Here is a 22,365-nt window from a genome sequence, read left to right on the forward strand (position 1 = left end):
GGCCGACTGCGCCGGCGCGAGCGCACTCAGGGCTACGCCGAGACCGAGGGCGGCCCCGACGAGCAATGGACCTGGCCAGCGCATCAGAAGCCGAAGTCGAAGTTCACGAACCACTGGAACAGTCCGCTGAGGGCACCGAGCACCGCTGCCGCGAGGAAGATCCAGAGGATGCTTTCGCCCGCCCAGGTTCTTACGCGCTCCGACATCCCTCGAAAGGCGAGGCCGGCCCCCGCGACGATGAGCATCGCGAGAACGACGAGCATCGCCCCAGCGAGGAGGTATGAGACGACGACCTGGAATCCTTGAAAAAACGGCGCGGAGAAGTCGGGTTGGATGTCGGGCACTTCGACGTCCATTGGCGCGACGTGGGTGAATCTCATGATCTGTTCCCTCGGTTGGGCATGGTGTCACTTGAGCGGCAGGCCGAGCGCGGCCATGAATGGTTGCGGGTCGATGGGGATGCCATCGCGCAGCACCTCGTAGTGCAGGTGGCAGCCGAACGAGCGGCCGGTGTTGCCTTCGGCGCCTAGGGGCACGCCCGCGGCCACCTCGTCGCCGGCCGAGATGCGCAAGGAGCTCCACTGCATGTGTCCGTAGAGAGTGATGAGCGCATCGCCGTGGTCGATTCGAACGGCGTTCCCGTAGCCCTGGAAGCTGCCTGCCGTGATCACGCGTCCCGCGCCCGCCGCATAGATGGTGGCGCCGCACCCCTGCGCCATGTCGTAACCCTTGTGATCCGTGGAGCAGTAGCTGCAGCCCTGCACCGGGTTGTATCCGAAGCCTCGACCCTTCGTATACGCCCCCTTCAGCGGATACGCCCAGTCGCCGTTCGAAACCGGCGCGCTTCGAACATCACTCGCTGGCGCGACCGAACTGCCGGCCACCGCGAACGGGATAGCGATTATGGGGGTCAGCAGAAACGCGGCGACCAGGAGAGAGCAGACGGCGGCCGCGAGTATGAGCCGTCGTCCGGTCTTCGTCTTCGCGACGGTGGTTGCGACAGCAACCGGGAAGCCCATTTCACGGCTCCACAGATCCAGAGAAGTAGCGCACGACCTTGCAATCGCCCGCATGCTGGTCGCTGTTCGCGGATGGGATGGACCCAGCGCCGCACAGCACTTGCACGCTCACACGTGCGGTCTCGTCGTACGAAGTCTCTCCACCGTTGCCGTCGGAACGCGTAAAGGTGAGCACGACGTCCGCTGTGCCGATCTTCATGTCGCCGGAGGCGTCATCAGGGACACCGCTGTAAGTGATGTCGCCCCGGGTTACCGCCGTCACACGACCGTCCTCCCTCGCGAGGGAGTTCCATTCGTCTTCTGGCAGCACGACGGCCTGCCTCATCTCGAGCTGCGACGCCTGCATGTCGGATTGGCGGTCTTCCTCAGATGAGTAGCGCGTGTCCGGCGTGAACCAGGTGTCGAGAAACGCAAGCCAGTCGGAGCGAGTGCTTCTCTGAGTGTCGAATGTGGATGCCGCCGCCAATGCCGCACGGACGTATGTGTCGGCGTCCGTGGTGATCGGCTCTGGGACCCAACCTCTTTCGGCCACGGTTTCATCGACGAAGTGGCTGGACGCTCTGGGCGCGGGGCTGGATGTCGGTGAGCCGCTAGGGGAGCCGGTTCCGGAATCGGTCGGTGTGGGTTGAGATGTGATCGAAACGACGGTGATCGCGACGATGGCGGCAACAAGCACCACGGCGCCGACGATCGCCCAAACGAGGCCTCGCCTGGTCGTTCTAGATCGCGGCACGCTCACTCCTCTCGCAATCCCGGACTGGGAACGACACGGTGGTCGTTCTTCCGAGGCGACAGCAGACACGGCCCTCGATCCCCCACGGGAGTCGAGGCGCTCGGTCGCGGCAGCTTGACATGAGGGAAGCGTATAACACTACACTCCTGTTGTGAAGCACTTTCTACTTCTCTGCCATGGACGGGGCATCGGCGATGCGGGACACTTGGTGAGTGCCCCGCTACACCAGTCCCGCGAACAGTGAGTACGCGGAGGATCCCATCAGGGCTCTTGGGAACGTCATGCAGGCGAGCATCATCGGCTTCCTGCGCAAGCACCCCGCACAGACGCGTGGTGAGATCGCCGATGCACTCGAAATCCCGAAGCTCACGGTCAACAACGGACTTGAGAAGCTGCTCGAAGTCGGCCTCATCGTCGCCGACCCCCCGCGAGACGTTGCGGTCCGGGGTCAACGCATCCGCTACAGCGTCGACGACGCCCAGGTAACCGAGATGGTGATGCGGCTCAACCAGGTTCTCGGAGAGTTCTAGGCTCTCGACGATCGCCGAGAATGATGCCAAGCCGGCTCTATTCGACATCCGGAGCCCTTCGACGAAAAGCGACACGCGGCCGCACCGCTGCGGTCAATTGAGCATGCTCAAACTTGCGACACCATCACCCTGTCACTCCCCGACTCAATAGACAACGGTTGATTTGAGCATGCCCAACGCGTAGATTGAGCGTGCTCAACGCCCGCCTCTAGCGGGTGCAGCTCCGACGAACCAGGCCCTGCCCGAGGGCGAAGGTGGGTCAGCAGACATGACCGAAAACGAAAGCAAAGCAGCGGCGGAGGACTTGGCGAAACGCATCCGCCTGTTGCTCGATGTGTCGATCGCAGAAACGGGTTCCGAACCGACCCATTCGCAGATCGCTACCTTCCTTCAGCGGAGAGGCATCAACCTTTCACGGTCACGCTGGACGTACATGGTCAATGGCCACCGTTACGTTCGTGATCGCCTCTTGTTCGAGGGCCTCGCCGCGTTCTTCAGCGTCGACCCTGCGTTTCTCGCAGGGGAGGACGATGCACCGATGCCGCCCAGGGTGAGCGCTCAACTCGACCTCGTGAGAGCGATGAGGGCTGCGAAGGTCAAGTCTTACGCTGCGCGAACACTGGGAGATATCTCGCCGGAGGCGCTGAAGGCGATCACTCGTTTCCTTGATGAGGAGGTGACACCGTGAACATGCAGCAGACGGTGAGGAGCGCTGTCATGGACCTCGACCTCGGGGATGCTTTCTCGTTCGACGACCTCGTCCACGCAGTGCAACGCCTCCGAGGACGCCCTCTCCGCATCGTCGAGCTTGCGGACTTGAACGACTACGACGGCATCTGCGCCCTCTGGCTGATGACGGCCGAAGAGGACTTGGTCCTGCACGCGCACAGCGAATCGACGCTCCACCGCCAGCAGTTCGTGTTGCACGAGCTCGCTCACATGATCCTCGATCACGGTGACGACCAGCGCGTGTCGACACCGGACTTTCTGCTACCGGATATCGCACCCGAGACCCGGCGCCGGCTTCTCGGACGTCAAGACCTCGTCACCGAAGACGAGATCGCAGCCGAGTCGTTGGCCGATACCCTCGCCGCGGCGATTCGAGGGTCGGCATTTCACGAGTCGAAGTTCCTGGAGATATTCGGTTGATTCCGCTCCTCGTCTCTGCGCTTATGTGGCTGCTCGTAGCGAGCCTCCTCATACTTCGGCGAGGGCGAGCCGAGCGGAGCATCACCTACGCCGCGGTCACCATCGCGGTTGCTATGACTCTCAACGTGGATGTCGTCTATGTGGCGGTGGATCGCCTGCTCGGCGGCAGGAACATTGCAACCCTACTTGCGGACCTGGCACTCATGCTCGGAATCTTCTTCCTCGGCAGGGGCATTGCACGAGCGAGTGAGTTCAAACCCCGCGCCGTGCGAATTGTGCTGGGAAAGACCGCGCTCGGCGTCGCGATTGTCGGTGTCGTCATCGCCTTCAGCCGCATTGACCAGGGCGCCACCACCACGTTGTTCATGCTGAACCTCGGCGACCAGGGCGCTGCGGCAGCGTATTCGATCATCTTGTACATCTACAACGGTGCGGTCCTTACCGCCATGGCCGTCCTTGCCGCCCGGCAGATGGCGCAGATCCAGGGTGTGCAGCGATTGCCTTCCGCCTCGCTCCTGATCGGAAGCGCCTCCGGCATCGCTCTCTGCGTCGTGGTGATATTCATGGACCTGGCGCACCTCACGGGCGATCTCGATGTGATGGCCGTGATTTCCGTTGCCTATCAGCCCCTGTTTCTGTTGACCTTCGTGTTCCTCTGTCTGGGCCTCGCGGGTCAACCGGCTATGCGCTGGACGCTGGAGCGCGCTCGAGCGCGACGAACCGAGGAGCTCGTGAGGCAATTGACGCCGACCTGGCGCAGGGCGACGCAACTGCGGCCCGGAATGAGTCAAAAGGGCCTTCCGTTGGGCGCCGAGGACTCAGAGACACAACTGCATCGGCAAGTGGTGGAGGTCCGCGATGCGGTAATCGATCCGCGCGTCTCGTTCGACCTCGCTGACCGGGAGCGCGGCTTGATCGACGAAGCCGAGGCACATCTCCTCGGCCATGGCGCGAAGCAGGTGCCTGGAGCACGCTTGCATACCGAGTCGCGGGAGGCGCGTTGAGGCGACTGGTTCGCGCGACGGCAGCGACGGCCTCTGTCGCGGCCGCATCCGCCATGACAGGTCTGCTGATCGCGCGCCGTTTGACTGCTCCGCCCGCCGGGCGCTCGTTCGACCTGACAATTCGAGGAGTGATGGAAGTCGAGGGGGGCCTCGCTGTCGTCCTTGATCGCAACGCGCGGACCTCCGCTCCAGGCATCTACAACTTGTGGCTCATTGGAGGGGGATGGGTGAGAGTCGGTCCAATACTCCGGCGAGCGCCAGCGACGGTGACGCGACGCGTAGACGTGGTGATGCCGGAGAGCTCATTGCGCGTAGGTGGGCGCGCTTCGTGGAGCGGAATCTACTTCCGCGACCCGGACGACGCCGGCCTGGCAGCGGAGGAGGTCTCGATCTCGACGTCATACGGGCCAGCGCCCGCCTGGTTGATTCGGTCCAGCCACGGAGGACATGTCGGCTGGGCCATCCATATCCATGGGCTCGCCAGTCCGCGCGCGGGCACGTTGCGGGGGGTGCAGGTGGTGGCGGAGATGGGGTTCGATTCACTGGTTGTCACCTACCGCAACGATGGCGAAGGATCGACGGTTGGCGCGGGACGCTCGACCCTTGGCGCGCGCGAGACGGACGATGTGCGCGCAGCCGTCAGATTCGCGGTCGATCAGGGCGCTCAGCGGATCGTGCTGTTCGGCTGGTCGATGGGCGCGGCGATCGCACTCCAGCTCGCGGCGGAATCCGAGTTCAAAGGCGTTGTCGGGGCCTTGGTGATTGACTCACCGGTTCTGGATTGGACGGCGACAATCAACGCAAACTGCGCTCGAGCGGGCTTGCCCTCCTGGGTCGGGATCTTGGCACGCCCGTGGCTGCGTCGCCGCGCGCTTGCCGCCGTGGTGGGCCTGGACGGTCCCATCCCGCTCGATCGATTCAACTGGATCGAGCGAGCCGTGGATCTATCGGTTCCAACGCTGATCCTCCACGGGAGTGACGACCGTTCCGCGCCGATCGCCCTCTCACGCCGACTTGCCGCCCTGCGGCCGGACACGGTGCGCCTGGAGACGTTTGCATCGGACCACACCATGCCTTGGAACTCAGATCCACAGCGTTGGCAATCTGTCGTGGGGGACTGGCTCGTTCACGTAAGAACTGCATAAACCGAATCGCTCGACAAGACCTGCTCGGCGAGATCCATGCGACCGGTCAGGAGCTGGACGAGCTCGACGCGAAGCGAGCGCGGACAGGTTTCGTGCGAAGCAGTCGAACAGTTCGTGTGGGTTTGATCGCCGCGAACCAAATCTCGGCGATGGCGGGCGCACCATGCCGGAGAACCCTGTTTTAGTACAGATCGGGGCTGCGGCGAGAGCGAGGTAGCGCGACATGCTGCCGTGATATCCCTCCGGCTTCGCGTCATTCAGAGCGAGGTAGTGTCGGCGACGCTTCAACGCGATGCATCAGCGACCTGTAGCCGCACCAATCCGCCAAACGTTGGCGCGTTTCACGCCGCGCTCACACAGTTGCTCGTCGAGGGAAACCCGACATCTTACGGCAAATATCACGCCCGCGTATGTTCCCCAAATGGTGGACATACGCGCTTCGTGAGGCGTGGAACTATGAGTGGGCCTCGCAAAGCGTTTTGTGTAGTACTCAATGAAGAGGAGTTGTTGTATGCAACTATCACGACGGCGTGTGACGCGCCGTGTTACGAGCGGGTTGGTGGCGGGTGCGCTCGTTGCTACCGCGTTGGTCGCGGGTACGCCTGCGGCTTTGGCCGCTCCGGGTGTGGTGGTGGCCGGTCATGGTCTGCCGCTTCAGGCTGGTCCGGAGCCTACGGTGCACACCCAGGAGGCGTTCGCTCCGGAGGATGATTTCACGGCGAAGTGGACGCGTGCTGATGCCCGGCAGATCGCGCGGCTGTCGGACCCGAACGCCGGGTCTCGGGAGAACTCGATGCCGGCGTCGTTGACGATGCCGACGGTTCCGCAGGATTTCCCGGACATGTCACACGGGGCGGTGTGGGTGTGGGATTCCTGGCCGCTGACGGATGAGAACGGGGATCAGTACTCGGTGAACGGGCAGGAGATCATCTTCTCGCTTGTCGCTGACCGCAGCCTCGGGTTCGATGACCGTCATGTGTTCGCGAAGATCGGGTACTTCTACCGTCCGGCGTTGATCCCGGACGAGCAGCGCCCCGAGGATGGCGGCTGGACCTACGGCGGACTCGTGTTCGAGGAGGGCGTCACGGGTCAGATCTTCGAGGACCAGTCCTACAGCCACCAGACCCAGTGGTCCGGCTCGGCACGGGTGTTCAAGGGTGGGGAGATCAAGCTGTTCTTCACCGACGTCGCGTTCTACCGCAACCCGGATGGCAGCAACATCAAGCCGTACGACCCGCGGATCGCGCTGAGCCTGGGCAAGGTGCACGCGGGCCCGAACGGTGTGTCGTTCACCGGGTTCGATGAGGTCATCGACCTGCTCCAGGCCGACGGCACGTACTACCAGACCGGTGCGCAGAACCCGTTCTTCAACTTCCGCGACCCGTTCACGTTCGAGGACCCCGCCCACCCGGGCGAGACCTACATGGTGTTCGAGGGCAACACGGCCATGCAGCGTGAGACGGCCACCTGTGACGCGGAAGACCTCGGCTACCGGGACGGGGACCCGTACGCGGAGACCGTCGAAGAGGTCAACGCCACCGATGCGACACTGAACATCGGCAACATCGGTTTGGCGAAGGCGAAGAACAAGGAGCTGACCGAGTGGGAGTTCCTGCCCCCGATCCTCTCCGCGAACTGCGTCACCGACCAGACCGAGCGGCCGCAGTTCGTGTTCAAGGACGGGAAGTACTACCTGTTCACGATCAGCCACCGCAGCACGTACGCGGCCGGCCTGGACGGACCTGAGGGTGTTTACGCGTTCGTCGGCGACGGCATCCGCAGCGACTTCCAGCCGCTGAACCACGGATCCGGTCTCGCCCTGGGCAACCCGACGAACCTGAACTTCCTCGGTGGGGAGCCCTTCGCGCCGGACTTCAACCAGCACCCCGGACACTTCCAGGCGTACTCGCACTACGTCATGCCCGGCGGGTTGGTGCAGTCCTTCATCGATACGATCGGCACGCACGACAACTTCGTGCGCGGCGGCACCCTCGCCCCCACCGTGAAGATCGACCTTCAAGGCGACACGTCCGCCGTGGACTACTCCTACGGAAACGACGGACTCGGCGGCTGGGCGGACATCCCCGCCAACCTGCACATGTTGACGGCGGGCAAGTACACCGTCACCGTGTCCGACGCAGTGGCCGAAAGGATCCGCGACGTCGTCGGTCCCAGGTTCGACGACTACCTGCAAGGCAAGCCGGTCCCCCCGCGCACCAAGGCGCTGATCGAACGGCTGATCGCACAATACGGCGGCTAAACACCCAACCAAACGGATGCCCCGGGGTTCGGCCACCCCGGGGCATCCCCACGTCCTCGTGCAGGACTTCCCGACCGAAACAGATTCCGGCGTCCGACTAGCGAATTTGTCGATCAGCACACGCATTCCTCGACGGGACCGCGGTGTTGCCGCTAAGCCGAGACGTCGCTCCAAAGCGTCCACCGTCGCGGGCGCACGCTTCGGCCGTGTCGGCGCTGTCGTTCTTGCAGTAGCGATGTGATCGGGTCGGCTGCTCGTGCGGCGGGAGAGGAAGGACGCGTCGAAGTTGGCGTCCGCCCCGGAGCCGGAGCTGCTCCCCTCCGGCGGCAACCTCTCGGACACCGCGATGATCGCGGTGCCCACGCGCAGATCCGGATCCCTCGTCCCGGGAGGCGAACTTCGGACGCCGACATCTTAAGGGGTGACGGCCGCCTGGTCGCTGAGAACTATCTGATCGATCAGTAGATGTCCCCAGTCCGAGCCGGTGTACGTGTCCAGGACCTGGACGACGATTCTCTGGCCAGCGACGGAGCGCAGGTCGATCGTTGCCGGAACCATGGCGGAGCTGTTGTTTCCTGTGACCGAACCGATGACGTCGCCGAGGACGACCCCATTCGGGGCGGACGGGTCCTCGACCGCCGCGCGCACAACGACACCTGTCTCGTACGACCAGGGGTTCCTGGGTCGGTCCTCGAACATGACGTTGCCCGACGCAGTATGCACGGTCTGGCCGTCGACGAGCAATCGCACGGCTGTGGGCCGGGGGATCCCCACGGATGGTCGCCGCCGCCGACCAGCAGGTTGATCCAGTCCTGGGTGATGGGGAAGGTCCCCGATGTGACGGTGCCGGTCTCTGCGTCGCAGCGACCGATGCAGGTGTCGAGTACAGCTGGCCCGACCTGGCCGGTGAGGAAGTTGGTGGAGTTGCTGGCGTTGGACAAGTCTCCTGCACCGGTCCATTGCAGCGAGGCCAAGGGGACGATTCTCAGCCCGTTGTCGGCGGCCTCGAAAGTGGCGAAGGCGGGGTTGGGTTCGAGATTGAAGAAGTGAGTGTCGGGTACCGGGATGGTGCCACCCGGGCGGTGCGGGTGCTGGCCACCCCCGATCAGAACGTTGAGGAAGTCGGCGGTCGCGGTTATCGGCTGGGATGTCAGATGACCAACGCGGCGGTCTGAGTAGTTCCAGCTGTCCAAGTAGTAATCGCCCAAATAGCCGGTGACGTCCTTGCCGGAGTCGGCTTGGCTAACCGGTGACATGTAGAATCCCTCGGCGGTCCACTCCGGTCCTACCAAGTCCTCGGCATCTAGGAGGACGACGTCCGCACCCGTATCCTCCGCCGCTAGCAGCCCATTGTCGGAAGGGCTAGCGCCCGCTGCCGTCGGAACGGCGAGCAGACAAACTACAGCCGTTGCCGCTAGTGCTCCGACGCGGCTCCGGTCCACTGTGCCGCGCCCCCGTGCCGTGAATCGTATGTTCATGGAAAGCATCATGACATCGTTGTCAAACGATGTCACCTCCGGTCATCGGGCATTCGATTCGGACAAAGCGGTCACCGCACGCGTCTAATCCGTTCTCGCCTCCACAAAACGATTTGGACCAACTCGGGGAGGTGTTTAAGCTGACCTCCTGCGTCCGGTCGGGGCATTCGATGTGGACGCGGGACCACCCGCGCCAAGCGACGATCGCGTCACGGAATCAAGATGGTTAACCGCTTGACCACCCGTCGAATCTGTTGCTATGGTCTGCTCAACCGGTTAACCACCAAGACATGCGATCACCGCTGTCGACTCGACGATGAAGGATATGCATGAATCAGCCAGGCTTCTTCCGGCCGAACGAGGCGTGGGTCGGCGACGTCATTCCGTGGCAGGAGGATGGGGTCTTCCACCTCTTCTACCTCCACGAATCGCGTCAGAGGCCGAGGGCGGGCATGCCGTGGCATCGAGCGATCACCGAGGATCTCGTCAATTTCCGTGAGACCGGCCCCGCGATCACTTCGGGCGGCCGCCGCGCCGAGGACTTCAACGTCTACACCGGCAGCATCGTGCAGGACGCTGACGGAACGCACCACGTCTTTTACACCGGGCAGAATCCCGACCTCCGCGGCGACGACGGTCTACCGTTGCAGGTCGTCCTGCACGCGACAAGCTCCGACGGGATGCGATCCTGGCAGCGGCATCCGGGCGACACGTTCGGAGCCACGGCAGGATACGAGACCGCCGATTGGCGTGACCCGTTTGTGTTTCGCGACGACGAGGCTGGCCTGTGGCGGATGTTGATCACAGCCCGGCACGCAGACGGTCCCGCCCGCCGGCGCGGTGTCATCGCGCAGTGCGTCTCCGTTGACCTGCACACATGGGAGCCGGCCGAGCCCTTCTGGAATCCGCGGCGCTATGTAGCGCATGAATGCCCCGAGGTGTTCGAGTGGAACGGGTGGTGGTACCTCGTGTACTCCGAGTTCAGCGAGGCGTTCACGACCCGGTACCGAATGGCTCGCTCGCTCTCGGGACCGTGGCTGGTTCCCGAGCATGACTCGATCGACGGCCGCGCCTACTACGCGGCTAAGTCGGCGGCTCGCGACGGACGTCGCTTCTTCTTCGGATGGATCGCGTCCCGTGCGAACGGACATGACGACGGCGCGTGGCAGTGGGCCGGGACCCTCTCAGTGCTCGAGGCCGAGCAGCGCGCAGACGGCACCCTGGCATTCCACCCGCCTCGCGAGCTGAACGCGACGTTCGATGAGCCGGCGGCGGGCATAGTATCTGGCACAGTACTGCAGGCCTTCGACGGGTACGCCGACACGATCGTGCCGGTGACAACACCGAACGCCTTCCAACTCGACGTCACCTTCGATATCGCCCCGCACACGTCCGAGTGCGGTGTGCTGTTGCGTGCGAGCGGTGACGGCGACAAGGGGTATGTCCTGCGTCTCGAGCCCCGGCGGGGGCGTCTGGTCTTCGACCGGTGGCCTCGGCACAGAACCGGCGGGGAGCAGTGGCAGATCTCGGGGGACGTTCCATTCGCCATTGAGTTGGAGCGCCCCGTCGACCTCGCACCCGGCGAGCACCGTCTCGAGGTGATCGTCGACGGTGACATCTGCGTCGCCACGGTCGATGGTGCCACCACTCTCAGCACCAGGCTCTATGACCGCACCACGGGCCACGTCGGCGCATTTGTGGGCGAGGGCGCGGTCGTGATCACGGAGTTCTCCGTCGCCACGCGCTCGGATCCTCTCTCAGCCGCGGTTCACGCCGACGAACTCGTCTTCACCGCACGGTGACAATCGCTCACACCCGTTTCAGTCCCGACCACCCGAAACACCGATCAATGGAGATACCCGCAATGCCTACAATCAAGCGCGCGCCGACCCTCGTCGCCGTCACCGCCGCCGTTACCCTCGCCCTCGCCGGCTGCTCCGGCTCCACCGGTGGGGGAGGCGATCCCGCGGACGTGAATCCCGACGGCGAGATTACCCCCCGCGAGATCTCGTGGCTGCTCTCACGTCCGGCCGACGGTGGCGTGATCACCGCGATGCAGCAGATCGCCGACGCATACGCCGAAGATCACCCCGGCTTCGCCCTCAACCTGATCACCACACCGGACCGGCCCTCCTACATACAGAAATACGAGACGCTGGCAGCGGCGAACAAGCTTCCGGAGCTGTTCGACACCGACGCGACCCCGTTCGCGCAGAAGCTGGCAGAGCAGGGCCGCATGGTCGATGTCGAATTGCTCCTGGACGATCTCGGTCTGAAGGACGACTACCGGGAAGCGGCGCTCAACTACCAACGCTTCGACGACGGATCACTGTACATGGTCCCTTTCGAGTTTCAGCTCGAAGTGTTCTGGTACAACGCCGATCTCCTCAGCCAGGCGGGTGTGGAAATCCCGGCCACCCTCGACGACTTCGCACCTATGTGCGAGGAGCTGCGCGCGCATGGCATCACCCCAATCGCGCTGGACGGGCAGGACGGGTGGCCGCTCGAGCGATACATGGCGTACTACCCGTTTCGGATGGTCGGCCCCGAGTTCGTGCAGCAGCTGAAGAACGGTGAGGCATCATTCCAGGACGAGCCGGGCCGCGCCGCCGCCGAATGGCTCTACGGACTGGGCCAGGCAGGTTGCTTCCAGGAGGGCTTCTCCTCCACCGGCTACGCGGACGCGCAGGCACAGTTCACCTCCGGAAAGGCAGCCGTCTACAACATCGGCACCTGGGAGCTCAGCAACCTCGCCACCGAGGCGCTGAACCCCGCCGTCCGAGATGCGGTGGACTACTTCACCCTCCCCACCCTCGACGACGCGGCAACCGCCGACAACGAGTACGTCACCCCGTCGGGCATCGGCATGGCAGTGAACTCCGCTACGTACGACCCGCTCGTCCGCGACTTCCTCGCTTTCGCCCTGGAGCGCTACCCCGAGGTGTACGCCGCATCGGGTGCGCTGTCGCCGACCACCGGGGTGGAGACGACCATCCCCCCGGGCGCGACCCCGCTCTACACCCGGGCCGTCGAGCAGGCCGGTGACGTAGGTTCTGCGATCGCGATGCCTTGGGACACGCAGCTCGATCCGGCTACGAACACGCGCTTGCAGCAGGAGCTCACTCTCCTCGTGCAGGGCGACATCACGCCCGACGAGTTCATTACGACGATGGATGCGGCATTGACGGAGAACGTCAGTGGCTGAGATTACTCGGGTCGGGGTGGGCGCGGTTCGTTCGCGCCCCCCCCGACGCACAGTCGCCGCTCGCACGCCGATGCGGTCCTCGATGCTTCCGCGGCGCACAGGCCTGTCGGTGGCGATCTTTTTGATCCCGCCCCTGCTGCTCTATGGCGCCGCAGTCTTGCTCCCCATCGTGCAGTCGCTGGTCCTCAGCCTCTTCTCCTGGGACGGCATCACCGACATCGCGTTCGTCGGGTTGGACAACTACGTGAAGATGTTCACTCGGGACGACGTATTCTGGACCGCGTTCGGAAACGCGCTCGGCTACCTCGCCATCTGCCTCGTTCTGCAACTCGGCGGCGCACTCGCAGTCGCCGGCCTGCTGACCGCGCTGCCTCGGGCGCGGGAGCTCGTCAAGACCCTCTACTTACTGCCGGCTGTCATCTCCACCGTTGCGATTGCGTTCCTGTTCATCCGCATCTACTCGCTCGAACCGGTAGGGCTACTCAACCAGCTGCTGGCGTGGGTCGGACTCGACGGGTTGCAAACGGCATGGCTCTCGAACGTGCAGACGGTGCTCGCGGCGGTGTCGATTCCCGAGGGATGGCGCTTCACTGGGCTGTACATGCTCATCATCTACGCCGCGCTCATCGCCGTGCCCCACGAGCTCGAAGAAGCCGCCCGCCTGGACGGGGCTTCCTGGTGGCAGACGTTCTGGCGTATCCGTTTCCCCTATATCCGCCCCGTCTGGATCACTACAACCGTCATGGCGACCACATTCGCCCTGCGCGGGTTCGACATCCCCTATCTGCTGACCAACGGCGGCCCAGGGCAAGCATCCGAGCTCCTCACAACGTACATGTACAAGACGGCGTTCGTGCACACCGACTACGGCTACGCCAGCGCCATCTCGGTCTTCATCGTGGTGGAGTGCCTCGTCGCTGTCGGCCTGATCTTCCTGCTGCTTCGTCGGAGGGACGACGTATGACCTCTTCACTTCTCATCCGCCCCGCCGCATCGCCCATGACGCCCTCACCGCCCGCCAACCGTCACAGGCTCCGGTCCCCACGGCAGCGTGTGCAGCGCACCCTCCTCGCCGTCACGGTCGTCCTTATCGTGATCGTGCAGGTGTACCCCCTTGCGTGGCTGCTCCTGACGAGCTTCCGGACGGCATCCGACTTCGCCGGCGGAGACCCGTTCGCTCTTCCCAGCGAATTCACCCTCGACAACTACGCGCGCGCCTTCGCGACCGGCAACCTGTGGCTGAACATGGCCAACAGCCTCATCGTCACGTTGGGGGCCAGCGCCCTCATCGTCGTAGCTGGGATGATGGCCGCGTTTGCACTCCAGGTCCTTGGGTTCCGCTTCAGCAACCTCGTGCGCGCCCTGTTCCTGCTGGGCATCATCGTGCCGGTGCAAATCGCCCTCGTGCCACTGTTCATCGACTATTCGCAGGTCGGGCTTCTCGACACGCACCTCTCGATGATCCTTCCCCTCGCCGCGTTTTCGCTGCCGATGAGCGTGTACCTGTTCTCGTCCTTCTATCAGTACATTCCCCGGGAAATGTACGAGGCGGCCTCCCTGGACGGCGCAGGCCCTTACCGCATATTCCTGCAGATCACCTCCCCGTTGTCGGTGAACACGATCATCACCGTGGTGCTCGTCAACAGCATCTTCATCTGGAACGACTTCATCTTCGCCAACACATTCGTTCTGTCGGACGGACTGAAGACCATCCCGCTGGGCCTGCAGAATTACATCGGAGCGATGGGAAACACCGACTGGACAGCGACATTCGCCGCCGTCTGCATCACGGTGACCCCGTTGCTGCTGGTTTTCCTTTTACTGAACAAGGCCATGATCAACGGACTTGAGAGCGGGGCTACCAAAGGATGAGCACAACCATGCGGGACGTGGCGAGGGCGGCAGGAGTTTCGGTCGCGACGGTGTCCCACGTGGTGAACGATAAGCCGGGCGCGCGCATCGGCGATGATGCCCGCCGCCGGGTTCACCAAGCGATCGAGGATCTCGGGTATCGTCCGAACGCGCTCGCTAAGACGTTGTCGCAGGGCAATTCGCGCTTCATCGGACTGGTAGCGGATGCCATCGCCACAACCCCTTTCGCTGGCCAGATCATTCACGGCGCACAGGATGAGGCATGGCGTCTCGGATACGTTCTGCTCGTCGCTAACACTGAGGGCAACCCCGCCGTGGAAAACGATGCAATCGCAATGATGCTCGAGCACCAGGTGCAAGGCATTCTGTACTCCACCTGGTACCACCGGGAAATCGAGGTGCCGCACATGCTGCAGAACACCGCGACCGTGTTGGTGAACTGTTTCGCAGCCGATGACGCGTTCCCCGCCATCGTTCCAGATGAGGAACAGGGCGGTCGCACCGCCACCGAAGAGCTGCTCGCCGCCGGACATCGCCGTATCGCCTTCGTCAACACCACCTCGCCCTCACCGGCGCAGTCGGGGCGCCTCGCCGGCTACCGACGGGCACTCGAGGATGCCGGGATCGGATACGACGACGCGTTGGTGTTCTCCGCCGAGCCGGCGCAGGAAGGGGGGTACGCCAGCACCGGCCCCGTCGTAGATTCCGGTGCGACGGGCGTGTTCTGCCACAACGACCGCGTCGCCATGGGCTTGTATGACGGACTGCGCGAGCGCGGACTCCGGATCCCCGACGACATCGCGGTCATGGGCTTTGACAACCAGGACGTCATCGCCGCGCACTTACGCCCACCACTTTCGACTGTCGCCCTTCCTCACTACGAGCTCGGTGCAGCCGGCGTGCGAACTCTGCTCGGCATCGAGCCCACACCCGTGGATCGCCTGCTGATTGCTTGCCCGTCAGTTTCGCGAAAGTCCTTGTAGGAGCGCGCATGTCTGCCGCACGTATGAGCCGGCCCGTCTTTCACCTCTCTCCGCGCCGTCACTGGATGAACGACCCCAACGGTCTCGTTTACGTCGATGGGGTGTGGCATGTCTTCTTCCAGCACAACCCCGAGGGCATCGATTGGGGCAACATGAGCTGGGGTCACGCCACCAGCACCGACCTCGAGCACTGGCGCGAGCATCCCGTCGCGCTCCGCCACCGCGACGGTGAGCAGATCTACTCAGGATCCGTCGTCGCAGACCGCGACGGATCCCTCACTGCCGTTTACACCAGCACATACGAAACGGGTCTACAAGCCCAGTCCCGTGCCGTCAGCCGTGACGGCGGGTACACGTGGATGATGGACCCCGCCAATCCGATGCTCGACCGCGGGTCGACCGATTTCCGCGACCCAAAATTAGTCCGGTACACGTCCGCCGACGGCCATGCACGGTGGATTCTCGTTGCCGTCGAAGCGGTCGAGCGCCGCGTGCTGATCTACACCTCCGATGACCTACGCCAGTGGGAGGAGGCCGGCTCGTTCGGACCCATCGGTGAACCGGCGGTGGTGTGGGAGTGCCCCGACCTCGTGCGCCTTCCACTAGATGGTGACGACGCCGGCGCGCGTTGGGTGTTGTTGTTGAGCACCAACCCCGTCGGCGATAACGCCCACCCGGCAGGATCAGCGATGCACTACGTGGTCGGCGATTTCGACGGTCACACCTTCACAGCGGACCGTGACGGGCTCGCCCGCGCGGACTATGGGCGGGACATGTACGCAGGTGTGACCTTCAACAGCGCTCCGGGCGGCGAAGCGGTAATGCTCGGCTGGATGAGCAACTGGCGTTACGCGCACGCTGTGCCCTCAACCCCGTGGCGCGGCGCGATGTCGTTACCTCGGAGTCTGTCTTTGCGCACGATCGACGGCGCTCCTCGCCTCGTACAATCACCCGCCTCCTTCGTCGAGGATCGCCTCGCCACCGCTGCATCCGAGACGAGTGCCCGCTCCTTTGCGCTGAGCGGGCACTCTCTACTCGAGCTGCGGTGGGAACCGTCGGTCACTGGAGTCCTTGGTCTTCGTCTGCAGGGCGACTGCGACAACTTCGCCGAGATCGTCCACGACCCTGACATGGGGGTTCTGACCGTGACTCGTGCAGGCTCCGCAGCAACGGCCCTGCATCCCGATTTTCCTTCGACGAGCGTCGCCCCGCTCCTCCGTTCCGGTGGCGGACACCTGCGGGTGAGCTTGGATGGGCCGCTGCTCGAGGTGTTCCTCGGCGAGGGAGAAGTAGCGGTATCCAACCTCGTGACACTCGGTATCGGGCCTGTCACCGCCACAGTGCACACAGCAGCCGCACACGCGGTTGTCCAAACGATTGCGGTCGACGTCGAAGACGCCGAGGGGGGTGCAGCATCAGCTGCCGCCTGAACCAGCGGCCCTGACCCACGTAAGGAAGGCAGTCGCGTCGTAGCGACGGCCCGGAAGAAGTGGACGCACTGTCGCGTCCGCACAAGAGAAAAGGAACTGCCAATGTCGTCGCACCAATTCTCCCGTCGCGCCGTGCTGCAGGGTACGGGCCTCGGAACTCTGGGCCTCCTCGTCGCCGGAACCGGTCCGGCTGCCGCGGTCGGTCCTGGCTCGCAGCGCGCTGTGTACCACATGACCCCTCCCACAGGGTGGCTGTGCGACGCGCAACGCCCTATCGTTTCCAGGGGTGCCTATCAACTTTATTATCTTCGCTCAGCACAGAACAACGGCGACGGCGGATGGGACCACGCAACCACGGCCGATGGTGTGAGCTTCACCCACCACGGCCCGGTGATGCCGCTCACGAACGGCGTGCCAGTGTGGTCGGGATGCCTGGTTGTGGACCACGCGAACACCGCAGGCTTTGGCGCTGGCGCAGTCATCGCTCTCGCCACGCGCCCCACCGACGGCATCCGCAGGTATCAGGAGCAGTACCTGTACTGGTCGACGGACGGTGGGTTCACCTTCTCGATGCTCCCGGACGCGGTCATCGTCAACACCGACGGGCGCACCGCCACGTCTCCTGCCCAAGTCGACAACGCCGAATGGTTCCGAGACCCCAAGGTGCACTGGGACGCCGCCCGAAACGAATGGGTCCTTGCACTCGGCCGCGCCCGTTACGCCGCTTTCTACACCTCCCGGAACCTGCGCACGTGGACGCTACGCCGCAATTTCGACTACCCCAACGCGCAGCAGCTGGGCGGTATTGAATGCCCCGACCTATTCCAGATGACCGCCGATGACGGGAGCCGTCACTGGGTGCTCGGCGCCAGCATGGACGCCTACGGAGTCGGTCTGCCTATGACGTACGCGTACTGGATGGGCACCTGGAATGGCGAACAATTCATCGCCGACAACCCCTCCCCTCAATGGCTCGACTGGGGATGGGACTGGTACGGCGCCGTGACCTGGCCCACCATCGAAGCGCCCGAGACTCGCCGGCTCGCGATCGGGTGGATGAACAACTGGAAGTACGCGGCCCGCGACGTTCCCACTGACGTCACCGACGGGTACAACGGCCAGAACTCGCTCGTACGCGAATTGCGCCTCGAACGTCAGACCGGGGGCTGGTACACCCTTCTAAGTAGCCCCATTGCCGCGCTCGCGACACACGCCACGGCGACGATCTCGTTGCCCGATCGCACCGTCAACGGCAACACCGTGCTGCCCTGGAACGGCCGCGCATACGAACTCGAACTCGACATCGCATGGAGCACGGCCACCAACGTCGGTGTCTCGGTCGGCCGGTCAGCCAACGGATTGCGACACACGAACATCGGCAAGTACGGAGCCGACCTGTACGTCGACCGCGCACCATCAGAGCGGAGCGGATACACCCTCGCGCCGTACGTCCGCGCGGCAGCGCCGATCGATCCCGCGGCACGCTCGGTTCACCTGCGGATCTTCGTCGACAGGCAGAGCGTCGAGGTCTTCGTGAACGCCGGCCACACGGTGCTGTCCCAGCAGGTGCACTTTGCCGACGGCGACACCGGTATCGCGCTCTACACGGACGGCGGTGCGGCACAGTTCACCAACATCACCATCCGGGAGTTCGCTGCAGCGATCTGACCGCTGCAGTGCCGAGAACAAGGGGTGAGCCTGCTAGCGCCGTTAAGGACGTTGAATCACGCGACGAAGAACGTCCGGCAGGGGATGGAGTGGGAGCCAGAGCGGTGACGTCCAACCTCTTGGGTCATCTCTTTATCGCGACCTTGAGCGGGGCGCTCCATGTGGACCCGGCTGTATTCGCGAACTGGACACGGTAGGTGTGAGTGCCCTTCGCGGCTCCCGCTACCAGCAGGGTCGCCGATTGGGCCCCAGGCGTCGCCGCAACCAGCGGGCCTTCGGCCACCAGGGTGACGCCGTCGAAGAAGCGATAGGAGGTGGCGTTCGTTCCCCACCGCAGGTTCGCGGTCACGGTGAAGTTGCCATCGCCGTCCTGGTTGTCGTGGCTGAGGACGGGCGTCGCCGGGTTGGCCTGGGTGACCTTCACCGTGGTCGACGTGGTGGCGGTCACGCCCTTCGTGTTGACCAGCTCGCCGCTGTAGATGTAAGTGCCGTTCGCTCTGCCCTCGATCGGGATGCGCGTCTGCTGCGGCGAGGAGCCCCCGTACGTGAGCGGCACTGATTTCACGAGAACGCCGTTCTCGAACAGTCGGAAGGAAGAGCCGTTCTGACCCCGCGGCAGGTCCATTGTGACGGTGTAGTCGCCGTCGGCAAGACCGGTGTCCCATCCGTTGTCGTGTGACAGGGTTCCACGCGCCGGTGCCGCAGTCGCCCCATCCGGGACTGTGATTGTCGCCGACCATGCGGATCGTGGTCCTTCGCCTGCCGCGTTCGCGGCGCTGACGGCGAACCTCGCATTCGATCCGGGTGTGAGCCCGTCGATTCGCGCTGACGTGTCCGAAGTGGTCGCCACGGGAGCGTCGACGCTCTCCTGGTACACGTGGTACTCGATGACCTCTGCGCCGACCTCCTCAGCGGGCGCGGTCCAGGTGACGTCGGCCCCGCCAGTGCTCCCGGTCGCGACAACGTCAAGGGGAGCACCGGGAACCGTGACGGGCGTCGGCACCTTCCACATGGTGGGGACGATCGGCGTCACGGTGATGCTCTCGAGCACCGCCGTGCCACCCGTAGACCACCCGGTGATCGCGTCCGCGCCGGCGTTGGGGAACACCTGGTCGGTGATCGTGACTCGTCCGTCGGCGGCGAACAGTTCCACCGACGCGCGGTCGAGGAACAGTTCGATTGTCACGGTACCGTTGGCTGCTAGCGGAACGGGCGCATCCTCGATTGATGCGAAGGCGGGATGGAACTCCACGTTGCCAGAATCGCGTCGGTCGACGAATATGCGTTCGCTCGCGGTGTCGTAGCCGATGCGGGTGCCCGAGTCGGCGTCGCCGAAGACGACGATGCCTGCCTGTTCGGCTTCGCCCGGTCGCAGCACCGCGTCGATCTTCACTAGCTGGCCCGCCAGCGCGAGGTCGGCGGTGCCGTCGAGCTGGACGCCGCTGCGCGTCTGCGCGGCGGTGGTGTCGAGCTGCTCATCGATCTGGTCGACGATCTGTTGCCGCAGCCGGGGACCGTTTTGTGTCGTGACGAGGGTGACCTCTCGGGGAAGCGCCATGGAACTGCGCCATGTCGACGTGGGGACGTCGTTGGCGTAGTCCCAGTTGTTCATCCATCCCTGCATGATTCTCGACGTGCTCGGGGTGCCGAAATAGGTCACGCTCGCGTAGTAGTCGCGGCCCCAGTCCAGCCAGTCGTAGTTCTCGAGCCGCGTGGGCGCCGAGGTATCGCCGAACATCACCTGGTCGAGGAGGATGTGGCCCCATCCGAACCGGTTGTTGTCGATCACGCGGATCGAGGCTTCGCGTCCCTCGAACTCCTTCACGTTCCAGCTTGCCCAGTCGAGGGTCTCGCTGTCGGCACCGGTCGCGCTCCGCACGATCCCGCCGTCGACGACGAGATTGACGGATGTCTCGTCGGAGCGCGCCTTCGCGGGTTCGTCCCCGACGACCACGTGATCGAAGGTGAGGTGCCCGAATCCTCCCGTCGCCTCGTCGCGGACCCTCAGCTGCGCCTGGCTGCCGGCGAACTCAGAGACGTCCCACGACCTCCAATTCAGCTGCCCCGATTCGGGCCCGGTCTGTGCGCGCACGACCTCGCCGTCGATGACCAGCTCTGCCTGCAGCGAACCATCCGCTCGCTTGCCGCCGCCGATTAAGAACGACACAAAGTCGCCGTCGAGTGCGAACACGGGAGACGTCATGAGGCCGACGTTGTCGTCACCGCGCGGTCCGCCCTCCCAGGTGTTGAGACGCTTGGCTCCCAGAAAGTGGTCGCCGCCCGCAGTGGACGGGTTGCGCCGAGGCTCGGATGCGAAGTCGCCCGTGATCTCCCAGCCCGAGTCGGCGAGGGTCTGCCCCTCGGGCAGTTCAAAGTCGAACACCGTCCTGCCTGCGGGCGGGTCGTTCGACAGCTGCGACCCGGTCACGTGCGGGTGCCGGCCGCCGCCGACCAGAAGGTTGATGTAGTCGTCGGAGATCGTGAACGTCGGCGACTCCATGGTGCCGAGCGGCCAGTCGCCGTCATTGAAGCCGTTCACGAGGCCGCCTCCGACGAGACCCGTCACCGGATGCTGGCCGGGCAGGGAACCGGTCGCAGGAGCGGGGCCGAACGGACCTTCCTTCCAGTTTCCGGGCTCGTTCGCGACCGTCCAGCCCTCGTAATCGCCGCCGTCGAAGCCGGCGAAGGCCTCGCCGGAGGGAACGGCGTCCGCCGCCTCAGTGCTCTCACTCGTGAACGTGACGCCGTCGAACTCGCCGACGAAGTACTGTCCGCCGCTGCCGCCGCCAACGGCGCCGGGATTGAGGTTGACCACCATGACCCACTTCGTGTTATCGGGGTCTCCGTCGATCGGAAGTTCGAACAGGTCGGGGCATTCCCAGATCCCGCCGGTCGAATTTGCGGGCCCGAAGTCGGACAAGTGCTTCCACGTTTGAAGGTCTGTGCTCTTGTAGAGCACCACCTTGTGATCCAGCGCCTCGACGGCGGCCATCACCCAGTACGCGCCCGCCGGGCCGTCGTACCAGAACACCTTCGGATCGCGAAAGTTGTTCGACCCGCGGTCGAGGACGGGGTTGCCCTCGTACTTGGTCCAGCTGTAGCCGCCGTCGTTGCTGTAGGCCAGCGATTGTGCCTGCCGGCCCGCGCGGGTCGGGTGGGCGGGCTCGTACGCGCTGGTGTAGATCGCGACCATGGGTGCTTCGCCGTCGACGCCGAAGCCCGACGTGTTGTCCTCGTCTACTACGACCGAGCCTGAGAAGATGCTCTCGATCGGGCGGCCTCCGGCATCGAACGTCTGCGGGATAGCAAGCGGCTGTTCCTCCCAGTGCAGGAGGTCGTCAGATGTTGCGTGTCCCCAGCTCATGTTTCCCCAGCGAGTTCCCTGCGGATTGTGCTGGAAGTAGAGGTGGTAGGTCCCGTCGACGTAAACCATACCGTTGGGGTCGTTCATCCAGTTCTGTTCGGGCGAGAAATGCACCAGCGGCCGGTACGGGACATCCGCCGGATCGTTGCCCTCAGCGGCCGCAGTCGTGCCGGCAGCCGCGCTGACTGCTACGGCGGCAGCCACCACCGTGGCCAGGATGGAGGTCACCCCTCTTCTATACGGTGCGTCGTTTGTAGTCATCTCTCGCATCGCCATATGGATCACTCGCTCCTCTGCGGATGCCAAGGGGAACCCCCGGCGTCATGACATCGATGTCATGACTTCTAACTGGAGATGCTAAGGAATGTCGAGCGGACATTACAAGCCGAATGAGGATACTCGAGTCGATGTCCGTGCACGGCCAGATCGGTGGCCGAATTTGCCGACGGGCTGATCTTGGAGGGCGCGGCGCCTGGAAGGAATACGTTGTAGCGGTCGCCGTGGTCTAGGAACCACAAATCTCAC

Annotated in this window: 19 protein-coding genes; 14 read left to right on the forward strand and 5 right to left on the reverse strand. The window is 64.3% G+C overall.

The features are described 5' to 3' along the window. Positions 1-83 precede the first annotated feature (83 nt). The 3 genes from ACPW96_RS20325 to ACPW96_RS20335 are packed head-to-tail and all read right to left on the reverse strand — an operon-like array spanning position 84 to position 1,485. Positions 84-380: a hypothetical protein gene (locus ACPW96_RS20325; RefSeq protein ID WP_425885298.1), complete on the reverse strand. Its 297-nt coding sequence runs from the start codon at positions 378-380 to the stop codon at positions 84-86. 27 nt (positions 381-407) lie between these two features. Then, complete coding sequence (locus ACPW96_RS20330) at positions 408-1,019, reverse strand: M23 family metallopeptidase (RefSeq protein WP_425885299.1); 612 nt, start codon at positions 1,017-1,019, stop codon at positions 408-410. A 1-nt stretch (position 1,020) separates the two neighbouring features. Then, positions 1,021-1,485: a hypothetical protein gene (locus ACPW96_RS20335; RefSeq protein ID WP_425885301.1), complete on the reverse strand. Its 465-nt coding sequence runs from the start codon at positions 1,483-1,485 to the stop codon at positions 1,021-1,023. A 479-nt stretch (positions 1,486-1,964) separates the two neighbouring features. Here ACPW96_RS20335 and ACPW96_RS20340 point away from each other — a divergent pair, with 479 nt between their 5' ends. From ACPW96_RS20340 to ACPW96_RS20365, 6 genes are all read left to right on the forward strand, one after another. After that, on the forward strand, positions 1,965-2,282 hold the full coding sequence (locus tag ACPW96_RS20340) for a helix-turn-helix domain-containing protein (protein WP_425885302.1): 318 nt from the start codon (positions 1,965-1,967) through the stop codon (positions 2,280-2,282). A 268-nt stretch (positions 2,283-2,550) separates the two neighbouring features. Further along, entirely contained in the window at positions 2,551-2,970 is a 420-nt protein-coding gene (locus tag ACPW96_RS20345) for a hypothetical protein (RefSeq protein WP_425885303.1), read from the forward strand. 29 nt (positions 2,971-2,999) lie between these two features. Continuing rightward, positions 3,000-3,431, forward strand: a complete 432-nt coding sequence (locus ACPW96_RS20350) for a hypothetical protein (protein ID WP_425885305.1) — start codon at positions 3,000-3,002, stop codon at positions 3,429-3,431. 113 nt (positions 3,432-3,544) lie between these two features. Next, on the forward strand, positions 3,545-4,435 hold the full coding sequence (locus ACPW96_RS20355) for a hypothetical protein (RefSeq protein ID WP_425885306.1): 891 nt from the start codon (positions 3,545-3,547) through the stop codon (positions 4,433-4,435). Positions 4,436-4,725: 290 nt separating this feature from the next. Beyond that, the gene (locus ACPW96_RS20360) at positions 4,726-5,580 is read left to right on the forward strand and encodes an alpha/beta hydrolase family protein (protein WP_425885326.1); all 855 of its coding nucleotides are present in this window, start codon (positions 4,726-4,728) and stop codon (positions 5,578-5,580) included. A 676-nt stretch (positions 5,581-6,256) separates the two neighbouring features. Next, positions 6,257-7,840 carry a glycoside hydrolase family 68 protein gene (locus ACPW96_RS20365; RefSeq protein WP_425885308.1) on the forward strand — a complete coding sequence of 528 codons (1,584 nt, stop codon included), beginning with the start codon at positions 6,257-6,259 and terminating at the stop codon, positions 7,838-7,840. A gap of 414 nt (positions 7,841-8,254) precedes the next feature. Here the strand turns inward: ACPW96_RS20365 and ACPW96_RS20370 are convergent, their stop codons facing one another. Beyond that, positions 8,255-8,614: a hypothetical protein gene (locus ACPW96_RS20370; protein ID WP_425885309.1), complete on the reverse strand. Its 360-nt coding sequence runs from the start codon at positions 8,612-8,614 to the stop codon at positions 8,255-8,257. Positions 8,615-8,616: 2 nt separating this feature from the next. On the opposite strand from ACPW96_RS20370, the gene ACPW96_RS20375 reads away from it, so the two are divergent. The 8 genes from ACPW96_RS20375 to ACPW96_RS20410 all read left to right on the forward strand — a co-directional run bounded on the left by ACPW96_RS20375 (position 8,617) and on the right by ACPW96_RS20410 (position 18,476). Then, complete coding sequence (locus ACPW96_RS20375; RefSeq protein WP_425885311.1) at positions 8,617-9,015, forward strand: hypothetical protein; 399 nt, start codon at positions 8,617-8,619, stop codon at positions 9,013-9,015. A gap of 632 nt (positions 9,016-9,647) precedes the next feature. Beyond that, entirely contained in the window at positions 9,648-11,120 is a 1,473-nt protein-coding gene (locus ACPW96_RS20380) for a family 43 glycosylhydrolase (RefSeq protein ID WP_425885313.1), read from the forward strand. Positions 11,121-11,182: 62 nt separating this feature from the next. Further along, positions 11,183-12,523 carry an ABC transporter substrate-binding protein gene (locus ACPW96_RS20385; RefSeq protein ID WP_425885315.1) on the forward strand — a complete coding sequence of 447 codons (1,341 nt, stop codon included), beginning with the start codon at positions 11,183-11,185 and terminating at the stop codon, positions 12,521-12,523. A 109-nt stretch (positions 12,524-12,632) separates the two neighbouring features. Further along, the gene (locus ACPW96_RS20390) at positions 12,633-13,487 is read left to right on the forward strand and encodes a carbohydrate ABC transporter permease (RefSeq protein WP_425885316.1); all 855 of its coding nucleotides are present in this window, start codon (positions 12,633-12,635) and stop codon (positions 13,485-13,487) included. Further along, positions 13,484-14,395, forward strand: coding sequence for a carbohydrate ABC transporter permease (locus ACPW96_RS20395; protein WP_425821775.1), 912 nt, complete (start codon positions 13,484-13,486; stop codon positions 14,393-14,395). The genes ACPW96_RS20390 and ACPW96_RS20395 overlap by 4 nt, the downstream gene beginning before the upstream one ends. 8 nt (positions 14,396-14,403) lie before the next feature. Next, positions 14,404-15,378, forward strand: coding sequence for a LacI family DNA-binding transcriptional regulator (locus ACPW96_RS20400; RefSeq protein WP_425885317.1), 975 nt, complete (start codon positions 14,404-14,406; stop codon positions 15,376-15,378). A gap of 8 nt (positions 15,379-15,386) precedes the next feature. Further along, positions 15,387-16,808, forward strand: a complete 1,422-nt coding sequence (locus tag ACPW96_RS20405) for a glycoside hydrolase family 32 protein (protein ID WP_425821771.1) — start codon at positions 15,387-15,389, stop codon at positions 16,806-16,808. A 231-nt stretch (positions 16,809-17,039) separates the two neighbouring features. Continuing rightward, positions 17,040-18,476: a glycoside hydrolase family 32 protein gene (locus tag ACPW96_RS20410; protein WP_425885328.1), complete on the forward strand. Its 1,437-nt coding sequence runs from the start codon at positions 17,040-17,042 to the stop codon at positions 18,474-18,476. A 124-nt stretch (positions 18,477-18,600) separates the two neighbouring features. Here the strand turns inward: ACPW96_RS20410 and ACPW96_RS20415 are convergent, their stop codons facing one another. Next, a complete protein-coding gene (locus ACPW96_RS20415) occupies positions 18,601-22,068 on the reverse strand; it encodes a GH32 C-terminal domain-containing protein (protein ID WP_425885319.1) in 3,468 nt (1,155 codons plus the stop codon). Positions 22,069-22,365: the final 297 nt, after the last annotated feature.

Source organism: Micromonospora sp. DT81.3 (genome assembly GCF_049847225.1).
Classification (GTDB): domain Bacteria; phylum Actinomycetota; class Actinomycetes; order Actinomycetales; family Microbacteriaceae; genus Microbacterium.

Excerpts from the sequence above, each read along its gene's own strand:
- ACPW96_RS20325 (WP_425885298.1), bottom strand. The coding sequence starts at position 380 with ATGAGATTCACCCACGTCGCGCCAATGGACGTCGAAGTGCCCGACATC.
- ACPW96_RS20330 (WP_425885299.1), bottom strand. The coding sequence starts at position 1,019 with ATGGGCTTCCCGGTTGCTGTCGCAACCACCGTCGCGAAGACGAAGACC.
- ACPW96_RS20345 (WP_425885303.1), top strand. The coding sequence starts at position 2,551 with ATGACCGAAAACGAAAGCAAAGCAGCGGCGGAGGACTTGGCGAAACGC.
- ACPW96_RS20350 (WP_425885305.1), top strand. The coding sequence starts at position 3,000 with ATGGACCTCGACCTCGGGGATGCTTTCTCGTTCGACGACCTCGTCCAC.
- ACPW96_RS20355 (WP_425885306.1), top strand. The coding sequence starts at position 3,545 with ATGACTCTCAACGTGGATGTCGTCTATGTGGCGGTGGATCGCCTGCTC.
- ACPW96_RS20360 (WP_425885326.1), top strand. The coding sequence starts at position 4,726 with ATGCCGGAGAGCTCATTGCGCGTAGGTGGGCGCGCTTCGTGGAGCGGA.
- ACPW96_RS20375 (WP_425885311.1), top strand. The coding sequence starts at position 8,617 with ATGGTCGCCGCCGCCGACCAGCAGGTTGATCCAGTCCTGGGTGATGGG.
- ACPW96_RS20380 (WP_425885313.1), top strand. The coding sequence starts at position 9,648 with ATGAATCAGCCAGGCTTCTTCCGGCCGAACGAGGCGTGGGTCGGCGAC.
- ACPW96_RS20385 (WP_425885315.1), top strand. The coding sequence starts at position 11,183 with ATGCCTACAATCAAGCGCGCGCCGACCCTCGTCGCCGTCACCGCCGCC.
- ACPW96_RS20395 (WP_425821775.1), top strand. The coding sequence starts at position 13,484 with ATGACCTCTTCACTTCTCATCCGCCCCGCCGCATCGCCCATGACGCCC.
- ACPW96_RS20400 (WP_425885317.1), top strand. The coding sequence starts at position 14,404 with ATGCGGGACGTGGCGAGGGCGGCAGGAGTTTCGGTCGCGACGGTGTCC.
- ACPW96_RS20405 (WP_425821771.1), top strand. The coding sequence starts at position 15,387 with ATGTCTGCCGCACGTATGAGCCGGCCCGTCTTTCACCTCTCTCCGCGC.
- ACPW96_RS20410 (WP_425885328.1), top strand. The coding sequence starts at position 17,040 with ATGACCCCTCCCACAGGGTGGCTGTGCGACGCGCAACGCCCTATCGTT.